This window comes from Jiella soli (assembly GCF_020615385.1).
GTDB lineage: Bacteria > Pseudomonadota > Alphaproteobacteria > Rhizobiales > Rhizobiaceae > VKMB-3413.
This window is the reverse complement of sequence record NZ_JAJAVB010000046.1, coordinates 1-14,267: the sequence shown is the minus strand read 5'-3', so window position 1 is coordinate 14,267 and position 14,267 is coordinate 1. Positions and strand designations below refer to the sequence as shown.

Annotated in this window: 12 protein-coding genes and 1 pseudogene; 5 read left to right on the top strand and 8 right to left on the bottom strand. The window is 64.8% G+C overall.

Annotation, left to right across the window (positions count from 1 at the left end; genetic code table 11):
* Positions 1–42: 42 nt before the first annotated feature.
* The gene (locus tag LH400_RS24790) at positions 43–195 is read right to left on the bottom strand and encodes a zinc ribbon domain-containing protein (RefSeq protein WP_370638482.1); all 153 of its coding nucleotides are present in this window, start codon (positions 193–195) and stop codon (positions 43–45) included.
* Positions 196–199: 4 nt separating this feature from the next.
* Positions 200–826: pseudogene (locus LH400_RS24785) on the bottom strand (acetamidase/formamidase family protein); the annotation flags it as partial.
* On the opposite strand from LH400_RS24785, the gene LH400_RS26465 reads away from it, so the two are divergent.
* The 3 genes from LH400_RS26465 (at position 753) to LH400_RS24775 (ending at position 2,365) form a co-directional block, all read left to right on the top strand.
* Positions 753–1,406 carry a response regulator gene (locus tag LH400_RS26465; RefSeq protein WP_370638481.1) on the top strand — a complete coding sequence of 218 codons (654 nt, stop codon included), beginning with the start codon at positions 753–755 and terminating at the stop codon, positions 1,404–1,406. The pseudogene LH400_RS24785 and the gene LH400_RS26465 overlap by 74 nt on opposite strands.
* A complete protein-coding gene (locus LH400_RS26460) occupies positions 1,403–1,699 on the top strand; it encodes a response regulator transcription factor (protein WP_370638480.1) in 297 nt (98 codons plus the stop codon). The genes LH400_RS26465 and LH400_RS26460 overlap by 4 nt, the downstream gene beginning before the upstream one ends.
* A 177-nt stretch (positions 1,700–1,876) precedes the next feature.
* Positions 1,877–2,365, top strand: a complete 489-nt coding sequence (locus LH400_RS24775) for a cupin domain-containing protein (RefSeq protein ID WP_229156148.1) — start codon at positions 1,877–1,879, stop codon at positions 2,363–2,365.
* Between the two features lie 243 nt (positions 2,366–2,608).
* On the opposite strand, the gene LH400_RS24770 is transcribed toward LH400_RS24775, so the two are convergent.
* A complete protein-coding gene (locus tag LH400_RS24770; protein WP_229156147.1) occupies positions 2,609–4,573 on the bottom strand; it encodes a DUF4139 domain-containing protein in 1,965 nt (654 codons plus the stop codon).
* Positions 4,574–4,926: 353 nt separating this feature from the next.
* Between LH400_RS24770 and LH400_RS24765 the strand changes: the two genes are divergently transcribed.
* Positions 4,927–5,610 (top strand): fumarylacetoacetate hydrolase family protein, encoded by a 684-nt coding sequence (locus LH400_RS24765; protein ID WP_229156146.1) that lies wholly within the window; start codon positions 4,927–4,929, stop codon positions 5,608–5,610.
* Between the two features lie 252 nt (positions 5,611–5,862).
* Positions 5,863–6,078: a hypothetical protein gene (locus LH400_RS24760; protein ID WP_229156145.1), complete on the top strand. Its 216-nt coding sequence runs from the start codon at positions 5,863–5,865 to the stop codon at positions 6,076–6,078.
* Positions 6,079–6,192: 114 nt separating this feature from the next.
* Here LH400_RS24760 and LH400_RS24755 read toward each other — a convergent pair whose 3' ends face one another.
* The 5 genes from LH400_RS24755 to LH400_RS24735 form a co-directional block, all read right to left on the bottom strand.
* Entirely contained in the window at positions 6,193–6,468 is a 276-nt protein-coding gene (locus LH400_RS24755; protein ID WP_229156144.1) for an HU family DNA-binding protein, read from the bottom strand.
* A 170-nt stretch (positions 6,469–6,638) separates the two neighbouring features.
* Positions 6,639–9,056 carry an endopeptidase La gene (gene lon, locus LH400_RS24750; RefSeq protein ID WP_229156143.1) on the bottom strand — a complete coding sequence of 806 codons (2,418 nt, stop codon included), beginning with the start codon at positions 9,054–9,056 and terminating at the stop codon, positions 6,639–6,641.
* 255 nt (positions 9,057–9,311) lie between these two features.
* Positions 9,312–10,580, bottom strand: a complete 1,269-nt coding sequence (clpX, locus tag LH400_RS24745) for an ATP-dependent Clp protease ATP-binding subunit ClpX (protein ID WP_229156142.1) — start codon at positions 10,578–10,580, stop codon at positions 9,312–9,314.
* Positions 10,581–10,818: 238 nt separating this feature from the next.
* Complete coding sequence (locus tag LH400_RS24740) at positions 10,819–11,451, bottom strand: ATP-dependent Clp protease proteolytic subunit (protein WP_229156141.1); 633 nt, start codon at positions 11,449–11,451, stop codon at positions 10,819–10,821.
* Between the two features lie 207 nt (positions 11,452–11,658).
* Complete coding sequence (locus tag LH400_RS24735; RefSeq protein WP_229156140.1) at positions 11,659–14,055, bottom strand: mechanosensitive ion channel domain-containing protein; 2,397 nt, start codon at positions 14,053–14,055, stop codon at positions 11,659–11,661.
* Positions 14,056–14,267: the final 212 nt, after the last annotated feature.

Sequence of the window (14,267 nt, the reverse complement as noted above, 5' to 3'; positions counted from 1 at the left end):
CCGGAGTGTGAATCATAAATCAGATCCAGGCAAAACCCATTCTCAAACGGTCTCTGAGAGCCGCCGCGCGGTGAGGATCACCCGCCGGGCACTTTCTCCGCATTTCGGACACTCGCACGGGTCCGCCGCCTGCGCCATCGGGCGCAGGCTCGTGAAAGGCCCGCAGTCGCTGGAGGCATAGTCGTAGAACGGCATCGGATCACAGATCCTCGGCGATCGGCATGTCCACGGAGCCGTCGAGGAATCTCGTCGGCTCGTCGCTGCCCGGCATGATGTCGAACTCGAAGACATCGGTCGGCAGCCAGAGCGTCGCGCAGGCGTCCGGCACGTCCACGACGCCGGAGATGTGGCCCTGCACCGGCGCGGTGCCGAGGATCGAATAGGCCTGGGCGCCCGAATAGCCGAACTTCTTCAGATACTCGATGGCGTTGAGGCAGGCCTGGTGATAGGCGACGTGGACGTCGAGGAAGTGCTGCTTGCCGCCCTCGTCGACCGATATGCCCTCGAAGATCAGATAGTCGTCGTATTTCGGCGCGATCGGCGACGGGCGGAAGATCGGGTTCTTGATCCCGTATTTCGCCATGCCGCCCTTGATCAGCGAGACCTTGATGTGCAGCCAGCCGGCCATTTCGATGGCGCCGCAGAAGGTGATCTCGCCGTCGCCCTGGCTGACGTGCAGGTCGCCCATCGAGAGCCCGGCGCCGTCGACATAGACCGGGAAATGGACCTTCGAGCCGCGCGACAGGTCCTTGATGTCGCAATTGCCGCCGTGTTCGCGCGGGGGAACGGTGCGGGCGCCCTCGGCGGCGGCTTTCATCTTCGCTTCGCGCACCGAGGGACGGCTCGTCGTCCTCGCGGTCGAAGACTCGCCCGAGGCCGCGGCCTTCCTCGTCCAGGCGCTGGAACGCGAGGGCTTCACGGTTCTGGTCGCACCAGACGGCTCGCGCGCCGTCTCCATCGCCGAACGGGTCACGCTCGACGTGATCCTGGTGGATGCCGTCATGCCCGGACGGGACGGTTTCGAGACGACGCAGTGGATCAAAGCGAACGAGCGGCTCTCCGACATCCCGGTCATCTTCATGACGGGCCTCAGCGAGACCGAGCATATCGTGAGGGCCTTCGCCGCCGGCGGGGTCGACTATGTCACCAAGCCGATCAAGCCGGAGGAACTCGTCGCCCGCATCGGGGTCCACAATCAGATCGCCAAGGCGAGCCGCGGCGCGAAGCAGGCGCTCGACACTGCCGGGCGATATCTCTTCGCCGTCGATGGCACGGGCCAGCTCCTGTGGGCGACGCCGCAGGCGCGGCGCTTCTGGCGCTCGACGATCTGCTGGCGGAGGGAGCGCTTCCCGCGCCGCCGGAGATGCTCCGGCCGGGCGTGTCGAGGACGCTGGCCTCCGGCGTGACTGTGACCGTCGTCGGCCAGCCCGGGACAAGCGAATACCTGCTTCGCGTCACGCGCGAGAGCATGCAGGAGGACATCGCCAACCTGCAGCGCAGCCTGAACCTGACGGCGCGCGAAGCCGAGGTCGTGCTCTGGCTGGCCAAGGGAAAGGCCAATCGCGATATCGCGGACATCCTCGTCCTCAGCCCGCGGACCGTGAACAAGCACCTGGAAGTGGTCTTCCGCAAGCTCGGCGTCGAGAACCATGCCACCGCGACCGCGATCGCGGTCCGCCACCTCTCCGGCAACGGCTGATACGGTTTGCGATCGGACCGTTCGCTCTGCGTGCCACAGGTCTCCCGGTTGAAGGCCGGGAAGACGTCTGGCCCTGCCGCCGGCCGGAGAAGCCATCCCCACGGTTTCAATCTCCAAGGTGAAAGGCGCCGCAGAATTGCGTAAGGTCGCCGTGGCTTGGACATGAGGGAGACCAGGATGAGCGACGATCAGGGCCGGCACGAGGCCGAGGCGCGCTGGAAGCACGATGGCGTGCGCGTCATCAAGGGCGACAGGCTCGACAACAACACGCCCCAGACGCCGGGCATGTACCGGCAGGCGGCGATCGACCACGCCCGCGTCGGGGCCCAGAAGATCTGGGCCGGAACCGTCAGCATCGCACCCGATGCCAAGACCGGCGTCCACCATCACGGCGAACTCGAAAGCGTCATCTATGTCGTGCGCGGCCGCGCCCGCATGCGTTGGGGCGAGAAGCTCGAATTCGTCGCCGAAGCCGGTCCCGGCGACTTCATCTTCGTGCCGCCCTTCGTCCCGCATCAGGAGATCAACGCCGATCCGAGCGAGACCCTGGAATGCGTGCTGATGAGGTCGGACAACGAGGCCGTGGTGGTCAACATCACCGATGTCGACCCGGTCGAAAAGCCGGAGGAAGTCTACTGGGTCGACCCGATTCACAAGCATCCCTGAGCCGGGCCGCAGGCTCGCGCGGGAGGAGCACGGGGTATCGGACCAATCGTCTTCGCCCAGCTCCACCTCCCGAAGACGCCGCCCGCCGCAGGATGGCACGTCGGAGCGACATGCAGGGCGGCATTCCGACGAGCCTCTGCAAGGAGCCCGAGCCATCCCAGCCGCACCGTCATGTGTCGGCAGGGCGTTTCATCCGGCGAGGCCGGCATGCTCGCCGCCGGCCGAACGCGCTGCCCCGACACCCTAGAAGCTGCGGATGATCGCGGCGACCTCTCCATTCGCCGTCTGAAGCTCTGCCTCGGCTTTGTCCCTGTCGGCGGCGAGCGAGGCGAGCTCGCGCTCCTGGTTCGCCATGTCGGCGAGATATTTGGTGGCAAGTTCACTCTGCGACGGCACGGCCTGGAGGTTGTCGCGCACGCGCTCCTGGTTTCGCCGGACCCTCTCCGCCCGCTGGTCGAGACGGTCGATCTCGCGCTCGGCCTTGGTCGCGGCGGCCCGTGCAGTCGAGAGTGCCCGCAGCTTTTCGGCGGTCGCGGGATCGGCCGTGCTGTCCGCCCAGGTGGTCAGCAGCGCATCATTGGCATTCGTCAAAGCGTAGGCCTGGAGCGTGGTCGTCTCGTAGACGGCCCTGACGGTCCGTGTCTCACCGGCGGAAAGCTTCACCTTGAGCCGGTGGGCCGACGCCGTCGAGCCGTCGAGCGCCTCCGAGGTGAAGGTCCAGCCCTCGCGGCGTGGATGCTCGATCACGACCGTCCGCGAATTGTCGGCCGCCCCGCGGACGGTGTAGGTCGTGACGTCACGGGAGCGCACTTCCACACGCGCGGTCCCGTCGACGATCCTGACGCTGCTGATCGCCTCGTCGGGACGGTTCTCGCTCAGGATCTCAACCTTGCGGTCGGTTGCGAAGCTCGCCATCCGGGTCTCGCCCGCGGGAACGCCGAGAAGCTGGGCGTCCCCGACATAGCCGTCGCGCTCGTCATAGACGGTGAGGATCCCCGGCGGCAGGCTGGTGCCGGTGTCGTTGGAGATCATCAGCGCCGCGATCGGATGCGTCCCTGCGGTTGACGCCTGGAAGACCGAGACGCGCTCGGCGTCGACCTCGGCATCGACGATGGGCACGGAGAGCGTGCCGCCGGCCGTCAGGTCGACAGGTGCCGGGAGCGCATAGGTGGCACTGACATCGCCCTCGGTCGCCGTTCCCGTGTCCGTGGCCTGGGACACGTCGAGCATCGATTCCATGGCAGGCGCCGCAGCCACCACCGGGGGCGCGAAGGCGGCCATGCCCCGGGCCATGCGCGACCCGCCCTTGGGTGCCGGGCTGATCACGCCGCTGTCCGGCTCGGGGACGGCGTTCGCCTCGACGTCGACCGGCACTTCCGGGCGCTCGCGCCAGTAGCGCTTGTAAAGCTGCTGCTTCAATGTGACCGGCGCGCCGGAGGAGAGCGTGACGGCGACCTCGCGCCAGTCTTCGCCGGTGGCGTTCTCGATCACCGCCCACGCCTGCAGCCGGGCGCGATCGCCGGGGTGGCTGACGACGCGATAGGCCGACTTCCAGATCGGCGCCGCGACCACATAGGACACCGCCACATCGCGTTCGCCCTCGCCTTGCACACGGATCGCCACGACGCGGGGCGCATTCACCTTGCTCTTGCCGGCCGCCAGCGCGGCATCGGCGATCTTCGCCAGCATCGCCTCGTCGAGGATGGTGACAATGGCGTCCTGGCCGAGCGGCAGCGTGTGGATCGCGCCGTCACCGGTGAGCACGGAGAGGATCTGGACGGTGCCATTCTCCGTTCCGCCGTTCTGTTCGGCGACGCCGAGCACCTTGCCCTCGACTGTGCGCCCGCCGCTCTCGGCGCGCACGCGCGTGCCCTGGATCGTGCCGAGGAGGCTCGGCACCGACCGCATGTCCGCGGGGCTGAAGGGCAGCGTCCGGAAGGTCTCCTCGGCCTGGTCCATGCCGTCGAGCGTCATGGCGGTGACAGTGCCGGAGGGATCGCTGACGACGAGGCTCTTCAGGACGTCGTCGACCTGTTCGAACGGGACCGAGACCGCGATCTCGCCATGACCGTCGACATGCTGGGAGCGCGTCACCTGGGCAAGGCCGCCCGAGGACAGGGTCACCGAGCGAATTCCGTCGGCGGCCATGAGAGGATAAGGGGCGACGCCTGCCATGAGGGCGGCGAGGACGACGATGCGGATTCGCATGGAGTATCTCCTGACGGGTCTCCAGACATCATAGGCGAAAATGCCGTTGCTGGCGTCCATTACGTTAGGAGAGTTTCCGGAGTGTCCTCACCCAGGCGGAGACGAAGCTCGCCGCAGCCATCCCGGAGCCTCAGCCGGAGCGAGAACCCTCTCCTTCCCCGCATCGGGCCTCGCACCGCCGGATCGTGGCGCGAGCAGAAACGCGCGCGGCAGCAGGCGAATGCATCGATCCCAAAGCATCCGTCGCGACGAGTCCCGCCGGAAAACCGGGACAGCCTGGCCGAAACCTGCTTAAGCACCGATTGCGCGCCCAAAACCCCGGTCCCGCCCTCGGACGAAGGAGCCGACCCTCCATGCCCCATGCGATCTCCCCCAGCCCGATCACCGAATTGCCGATCCTTGGCAGCGACGACAGCTTTCCCGTCCGAAGGGTCTATTGCGTCGGGCGGAACTATGCGGACCACGCGATCGAGATGGGCCACGATCCGGACAGGGAGCCGCCCTTCTTCTTCCAGAAGAACCCGGACAATCTGGTGACGTCGGGCGTCTTTCCCTATCCGTCCGGCAGTTCGGACGTGCATCACGAGATCGAACTCGCCGTCTGCCTCGCCCGCGGTGGTAAAGACATCTCCCTCGAGACGGCGCTGTCGCATGTCTACGGCTACGCGGTCGGCCTCGACATGACCCGGCGCGACCTCCAGGCCGAGGCGAAGAAGCTCGGCCGGCCCTGGGAGATCGGCAAGGCCTTCGAACACTCCGCGCCGATCTCGCCGATCGTCCCGGCAGCAAGAATCGGGCATCCGGACAAGGGCGTGATCTGGCTCAAGGTGAATGGCGAGATCCGCCAGAGCGGCGACCTCGCGCAAATGATCTGGAAGACGCAAGAAGCCATTGCTTACCTCTCGCGCCTCTTCACGCTGGCGGCCGGCGACATCGTCATGACCGGCACGCCGGCAGGCGTCGGCCCGGTGAAGCGCGGCGACCGGCTCGAAGGTCACGTCGAGGGCGTCGGCGATCTCGTGGTCACCGTGGCCTGAGACACGCCGCTCCAGTGAGAGCCACGCGCTGGCGGCCTATCCTTGGGATGTTACCGACGGCCGAGTGAACACCGCCGACCGGCGTCTGCGGCATTCCATCGCAGATCTCGGTCCGGCCGCTGCCTGACCGGCGGAGCAGCGGAGCCGGGGCGCACCGTCATCGTGTACCGCGTTGACGTTGTTCCTGTTCTGTTCCATCTGGCTCGCATGGTCCGGCCAATCTCGAATCTCCAGGAAGCGTCAAAGCGAGGCATGGCGGTGCGCGTCTTGTGCCAGCGCTGTCACCGCGAGGCGCATTTTCTGGCCAGCGACCTTCTCGCACATGGCGCCCCCGCCGGGCACGACTTCGAGGACATCAGGTTCCGCTGCAGCGCCTGCGACAGCCGCAAGACGCGTGCCCATCCGGTCGATCTCGATGCGACTCCGGCCGGCTTCATCATCGTCCAGCGACTGGCAAAGCGCAGCTGAAAGCCCCGCTCGGATCAGTCCGTCCGGCAGACGACCAGCAATGGCCGCGACACGAACGAAAACGGCCGGGCGTTCAGCCCGGCCGCTTCGATTCCAACATGAAGGCGTCAGGCCTTACTTGTTGACCGCGTCCTTCAGGCCCTTGCCCGCCGCGAACTTCGGAACGTTGCGCGCGGGGATGTCGACCTCGGCGCCGGTGGAAGGATTGCGGCCCTTCGAGGCCGCCCTGTGCGAGACGGAGAACGTCCCGAAACCGACCAGGCGGATGTCGTCACCCTTGGCCATTGCATCCTGGATCACGTCGAACACCGCATCGACGGCAGCGCCTGCCTGCTGCTTCGACAGTTCAGACTTTTCCGAAACGGCCGAAACCAAGTCATTCTTGTTCATTAAAAAACCCTCCTTATAGGACCGAACCCTAACGATTCCGAAAGCGGACCAGTTTGGACTCTTGCGGATCGTAACAGGTTCGGCAACGGCAAGATGCCGGAATTGCGGGCTTTCGCAAAAAAAATGCCGCCCGAAAGGGCGGCATTTTCGACAAAATTGCCCCAGTGCGCTTAGTGCGCAACAGCCGTGGCACCATCCTCAACCGCCGGCTGTCCGGTCAGAGGCTCTTCCTCCTCCGACCACTGGACCGGCGTCGGAGTTTCCACCAGCGCGTGCTGGAGGACCTCCCCCATACGCGAGACGGGCACGATTTCCAGGCGATTCTTCACATTGTCCGGGATGTCCGCGAGATCCTTCGCGTTCTCCTCGGGAATCAGCACCTTCTTGATGCCGCCACGGAGCGCCGCCAGGAGCTTCTCCTTCAACCCGCCGATCGGCAGGACCCTGCCGCGCAGCGTGATCTCGCCGGTCATCGCGATATCCCGGCGCACCGGGATGCCGGTCATGACCGAGACGATGGCGGTTGCCATCGCCGTGCCCGCCGACGGCCCGTCCTTCGGGGTTGCCCCCTCCGGAACGTGGACGTGGATGTCGCGCTTCTCGAACAGCGGCGGCTTGATGCCGTAGTCCAGCGCCCGCGAGCGGACGTAGGATGCGGCCGCCGAAATCGACTCCTTCATCACTTCCTTGAGGTTTCCGGTCACGGTCATCTTGCCCTTGCCCGGCATCATGACCCCTTCGATCGTCAGGAGCTCGCCACCGACCTCCGTCCAAGCAAGACCGGTCACGACGCCGACCTGGTCGTCGAGTTCGGCCTCGCCGAAGCGGAACCGCGGAACGCCGAGATAATCCGAGATGTTCTCGGCGGTCACCTCGACCTTCGTCGCCTCACCCTTGAGGATCTGCGTGACGGCCTTGCGCGCAAGCGTCATCAGTTCCCGCTCGAAATTGCGAACGCCGGCCTCGCGGGTATAGCGCTGAGCAATCGTTCGCAGAGCGTCCTCGCTGACCGAGAACTCCTCTTCCTTCAGGGCGTGGTCGCGCACCGCCTTCGGCAGCAGATGGCGAAGGGCGATCTCGACCTTCTCATCCTCGGTGTAGCCGGCGATCCGGATGATCTCCATCCGGTCCATCAGCGGAGCCGGGATGTTCAGCGTATTTGCCGTCGTCACGAACATCGTCGAGGAGAGGTCGTACTCCACCTCGAGATAGTGATCCATGAAGGTCGCGTTCTGCTCGGGATCAAGCACCTCAAGCAGGGCCGACGACGGATCGCCGCGGAAATCCTGGCCCATCTTGTCGATCTCGTCGAGCAGGAAGAGCGGATTGGCCTTCTTCGCCTTCTTCATCGACTGGATGACCTTGCCGGGCATCGAGCCGATATAGGTGCGCCGATGGCCGCGGATCTCAGCCTCGTCGCGCACGCCGCCGAGCGCCATGCGGACATACTCACGGCCGGTCGCACGGGCGATCGACTTCGCCAGCGAGGTCTTGCCGACGCCCGGAGGTCCGACGAGGCACAGGATCGGCCCCTTCAGCTTGTTCTGGCGGCTTTGGACCGCGAGATACTCGACGATCCGCTCCTTGACCTTGTCGAGCCCGTAATGGTCCGCGTCGAGGATCTCCTCGGCCTTCTTCAGGTCGATCTTGACCTTCGACTTCACGCCCCAGGGCAGGCCCAGGAGCCAGTCGAGATAATTGCGCACCACCGTCGCCTCGGCAGACATCGGCGACATCTGCTTCAGCTTCTTCATCTCGGCGTTGGCCTTTTCACGGGCCTCCTTGGAGAGCTTGGTCTTCTTCACCCGCTCCTCGAGCTCGGCCATCTCGTCGCGGCCGTCCTCGCCGTCTCCGAGCTCCTTCTGGATCGCCTTCATCTGCTCGTTGAGATAGTACTCGCGCTGGGTCTTCTCCATCTGGCGCTTGACGCGCGAGCGGATGCGCTTTTCCACCTGCAGGACCGAGATCTCGGACTCCATGAAGCCGAGCGCGCGCTCCAGCCGCTCACGCACGCTGGTGAGCGCGAGCATCTCCTGCTTTTCCGGGATCTTGATCGCCAGATGCGAGGCGACGGTGTCGGCGAGCTTGGAGTAGTCGTCGATCTGACCAGCCGCACCAACCACTTCCGGCGAGATCTTCTTGTTCAGCTTGACGTAGTTCTCGAACTCCGACACCACCGAACGCGCAAGGGCCTCGACTTCGACGGCGTCATCCTCGGCGTCCTCGACGAGTACCGCCGAGGCCTCGTGCCAATCGGTGCGCGGCGAGAACTGATCGATCCGCGCCCGCGACATGCCCTCGACCAGCACCTTCACCGTACCATCGGGCAGCTTCAGCAGCTGCAGCACGTTCGCCACCGTGCCGACTTCGTAGATCGCGTCGGGCGCCGGATCCTCGTCGCTCGCATTCTTCTGGGTCGCCAGCAGGATCTGCTTGTCGGCACCCATCACCTCTTCCAGCGCCTTGATCGACTTCTCGCGGCCGACGAACAGCGGCACGATCATGTGCGGGAACACCACGATGTCGCGCAGAGGCAGCACGGGATAAAGCGTCGCCTCGTCGCTCCGATCTTCGCGTGTGTGGGACATGCTTCTTCCTTTCTGCGGCTTGGCGCCGCCATCGGCCCTTCGTCATCAAGTCTTCAAGAAGCCCTTGCGACGAACGCCTGTCTCGACCCTCTATGTGGGCTCGCAAGCCCTGCGCTTCAAGCGATTCGGAAGACAATCGGCCGGTCGGAACCGAGCGTATTTCCGCGCTGTCTCTCAGAGAAAAGCCCGCCCCGGCATGACGCCGGAACGGGCCTTCGGCTTACCGTTCACCGTGATCGGACGTGTGAGTGTCGGTCAGGCACTCACATTCTCCTTCTCGTCATTGCGCTCCGCATAGATGTAGAGCGGACGAGCATTGCCTTCGATCACATCCTCGGAAATCACAACTTCCTGAACGCCTTCCAGCGTCGGCAAGTCGAACATCGTGTCGAGCAGCATCGCTTCCATGATCGACCTAAGGCCACGGGCACCGGTCTTGCGCTCGATCGCCTTGCGGGCGATCGCCTTCAGCGCGTCCTCGTGGAAGGTCAGCTCGACATTCTCCATCTCGAACAGCCGCTGATACTGCTTCACCAGCGCGTTCTTCGGCTGCTCGAGGATCTGCACCAGGGCGATTTCATCGAGATCCTCAAGCGTCGCCAGAACCGGCAGACGGCCGACGAACTCGGGGATCAGGCCGAACTTGAGGAGATCCTCGGGCTCGACTAGGCGAAACACCTCGCCGGAACGGCGATCATCGGGCGACGCGACATTTGCCGCGAAGCCGATCGAGGTCTTGCGGCCGCGATCGGAGATGATCTTGTCCAGCCCGGCGAAGGCACCGCCGCAGATGAACAGGATGTTCGCCGTATCGACCTGGAGGAATTCCTGCTGCGGATGCTTGCGTCCGCCCTGCGGCGGAACCGAAGCAACCGTGCCCTCCATGATCTTCAGGAGCGCCTGCTGGACGCCCTCGCCCGACACGTCCCGGGTGATCGAGGGATTGTCCGACTTGCGGGAGATCTTGTCGATCTCGTCGATATAGACGATGCCGCGCTGCGCCCGTTCGACATTGTAGTCGGCCGACTGCAGGAGCTTCAGGATGATGTTCTCGACGTCCTCGCCGACATAGCCCGCTTCGGTCAGCGTCGTCGCGTCGGCCATCGTGAACGGCACATCGAGGATGCGGGCGAGCGTCTGCGCCAGAAGCGTCTTGCCGCAGCCGGTCGGTCCGATCAGAAGGATGTTGGACTTGGCAAGCTCGACGTCGTTGTTCTTGGCCGCGTGCGCCAAGCGCTTATAGTGGTTGTGAACCGCAACCGACAGGACCTTCTTCGCGTAGGACTGGCCGATCACATAATCGTCCAGGACCGCGATGATCTCCTGCGGCGTCGGCACGCCCTCTCTGGACTTCACCATCGAGGACTTGTTCTCCTCGCGAATGATGTCCATGCAGAGCTCGACACACTCGTCGCAGATGAAGACGGTCGGCCCGGCGATCAGCTTGCGGACTTCGTGCTGGCTCTTTCCGCAGAAAGAGCAATAGAGCGTGTTTTTGGAATCGCCGCCGCTCGTTTTGCTCATGCGCTTTTCCTTCCGATCGAGCCCTGACGGCCCGTTTCTCGCTTTCCCGCCGAACGTAACCCCGCTGGACACCCTCGCCGAGCGGAGCGGATACGCCGCATCACGGAGCTACCGTATCTGAGACACCATCCAAGATCATCCAGCATAAGGATGGAATGCTTGAGTGGCGCTTAACACCACTCCGTCATTATCGACTTCCAAGTGTGGCCGTGACGTGACGTGACAAGAGGGAGCCGCCTCAGCGGGTAGCCTCGCTCTCCAGTGCTTCGCGCGACGAGTAGACCTTGTCGATGATGCCGAACTCGCGGGCTTCGTTCGCAGTCATGAAATGGTCACGGTCGAGCGTCCGGTCAATGGTCTCGTAGTCCTGGCCGGTATGTTCGACATAGACCTCGTTCAGGCGCCGCTTCAGTTTGATGATGTCCTGCGCATGGCGCTCGATGTCCGAGGCCTGGCCGGAGAAGCCGCCGGAGGGCTGATGCACCATGATCCGCGCGTTGGGCGTCGCAAAGCGCATGTCCTTGTGGCCGGCGCAAAGGAGCAGCGAGCCCATCGAGGCGGCCTGGCCGACGCAAAGGGTCGAGACCGCCGGCTTGATGAACTGCATGGTATCGTAGATCGCCATGCCCGAGGTCACCACGCCGCCCGGCGAGTTGATGTAGAGCGCGATCTCCTTCTTCGGGTTCTCCGCCTCGAGGAACAGGAGCTGGGCGCACACGAGGGTCGCCATGCTGTCCTCGATCGGGCCGGTGATGAAGATCACCCGCTCCTTCAGGAGCCGCGAGAAAATGTCGTAGGCGCGCTCGCCGCGGTTGGTCTGCTCGACGACCATCGGGACGAGGTTCATCGCGGTTTCAACGGGATTCTTCATGGGGGCGTCTCACAGGTCGTTCAAATGGACGGACGGGATCGGCTGAGAGAATCAGCAGGCCGCCCTCTGCCGCTAGATAGGGCTTTCAAAAGCGGCCGCGCAAGGCATGCCTGGCTTGCGCGGCTTATTGCAGCCGTCACGCTGCGTTCACGGTGAATAGTCAGGCTGGCGAACGGCTGTCGCGATCCTCGCGGTGGGTCGCTCGCCTCAGCCGCGGCCGCCGCCCGCGCTGTCGAGGTCGTTGTCGCTCGGCGGGATCGGGTGGCCGCTATCGTCATAGGTGCCGTGACGCGAGCCGCCGTCCGAACGGCCGTCGGTGACCTCGGCGCGCTCTCCGGCGATCGTCTTTTCCGCCGACCGGCCGGAATCGCTGCGCAGACGGATCGGCGGCGCCTTGCCGCCCCGGTCCTCGCCGAACCAGACCGTCATATGCGGGAACGGGATCTCGATGCCGCGTTCGTCCGCCATGCGTTTCACGATCTCGCGATAAGCCCGGCCAACGCCCCACTGCGTCGACGGCTTGGTCATCACGCGCCCGCGCACGACCACGGCAGAATCGCCGAGCTCGTTGACGCCCCACATGTCGAAGCCGCTGATGAGGTTCTCGCCGACATCGCTCGCCTTCAGCTCGTCGAAGGCGTCGAACATCATCTGCTTCACGTCATCAATGTTCTCACGATAGGCGACGCCCACGTCCGCGACGTAATAGGCGAAGTCCTTCGAGAAGTTCGCGACCTTCTCGACCGAGGAGAACGGGATCAGATACCAGGTGCCGTCGAGGCTCCGTATCCCGACCGAGCGCACGGTCAGCTGCTCCACCACGCCCGAAACGCCGTTGAGCTCGACCACGTCGCCCTCGTTCATGGCGTTCTGGATTTGGATGAAGGCGCCGGTAATGATGTCCTGCACGAACTTCTGGGCGCCGAAACCGATAGCGAGGCCGACCACACCGGCACCGGCGAGGAGCGGTGCGATGTCGATGCCGATCTGCGACAGAACCAGCATCGCGATCACCACCACCATGGTGATGGTGAAGGCATTGCGGAACAAGGACAGGAGCGTGCGCTCGCGGGCGGTCGGCACCTTGCCGAAATTCGGATTGAGCCGGTATTCGATCCAGGAGGAGACTGCGATGTAGATCGCCGCGCCGATGGCGAGGATCAGCCCGGCGCCGATCAGGCTGCCGACGAATTCCTGTCCGATCGGCCGCGCAACCCACCCGCTGACGCTCACGAGGCTCCACGCCTCGAGGATCACCGCGACCACGACGATCACGACCAGCGTCCGGATCACGATGAGCGCATTCGGAATGAAGGAGTTCACCCGCCGCTCCAGGAGCGGCAGACGGTCCTTGGCACCCTGCGGGATCGGGATGCCGCTGGCGATCACCCGCGACAGAACCGACACCACGAGGCCGCCGACCGCCATGGCCGCGATCGATTTCAGCGTCGCCGTGGTCATGTAGGTGAAGCCGGTCTCCGGGCTGCGCAGCCAGACCCCGAACAGGGACAGGACGAAGACGATGGCGAGGATCCACCAGACCTGCCCTATCAACGCGTTGACCTGCGCGCGGAAGCTGCGATCTCCCCGGTGCTTGGCGCGTTTCAGACGCTCGCGCACTGTGCCGCGGTTCTTCAGGATGAGGCCGATCGTGAGCGCCGTGGAGAACAGGACCACGATCATGCGGACCGCATCGGCGGCGGCAAGGCTCGAAGACTGCTGCACGATCGGCGCGACGAACAGGAAGGTGTAGCCGAGGATCGAGACGAGGCGCGAGATCCAGAAGTACCAGTAGCTCGCCTGCCGGTTGGAGAACGGCGTCAGTCGCAGCTGCGGAAAGTTCGGCGCGACGAAAGCCGACAGGGCGACCTTGATCATCTCGATGAGCAGGAAAGCGTTGAGGAAGAGCGCCTGGTTGATACCCGGCTTGCCGCCGAGAAGGATCGCCGCGGCAAGGAAGCCGGAGGCCCAGCTCAAGGTCACGGCGACGACGTCGACGATCGCGGAGAGGACGAGGTTCAGGAGCTTGTGAAGCGGGCTCGCGTGTTCCGCGCCATGGGCCAGGCGGCGGAAGATCCGCGCCTCCAGCCGCCGGCAGCCGAACAGCATGATGAAGACGACCACGGCGACGAGCGCCACCGGCAGGATCGCCTCGACGATGTTCGGCAGGTTGATGGACCTTGCGCCCGCCAGCATCCCCACTGCGGCGTCCCACGTTGCTGGGATATCCTGGATGCTGTCGGTGACCGCTCCGATCGCGCCGCGGGTGTAGTCGGCGATCTGCCCCGGTAGCGAACGGATCACGGCGGCCGGCTCGGCGGGCGCGGCAACGCCCGGCGCCGCACCCGGCGCCTGGTAGGCCGCAGCCTTCAGGGATTCGACCAGCTTCTTCCGGCTCGCATCGTTCTCGAGGATCTTGATCAGATCGTCGAGCGAGGGCTCCGCGGAGGCACTGACATTCGCACCGGAGGTGGAGCTTGCCCCGCCGAGCGAGGGAATCTGCGCCTGGGCGGCGCCGGCGAAGAGGAAAAGTCCGACCGTAAAAGCCAGCACGATCTTCATCACGGAAGGCAGACGGAATGAAAGCTGCTGGCGTCGAGGCATGAACAGGTAGCCACCTTTGCTCGGACGTGGGGAGGAGCGCGCGCGTCGGGCCCGGCGATTCGTAGTCTGTGCGCCCCGGTGTCTGGGTGTGCCCTATCGGCGACGGCTTTGACGAGAGTGGGGCACGAACGCAAAAGGGCCGGCTTGCGCCGGCCCACAGACTGCTGACAAACCCCGTCATTTTGGCGGGGTTTTGTTTTGGTTGCCGTGAA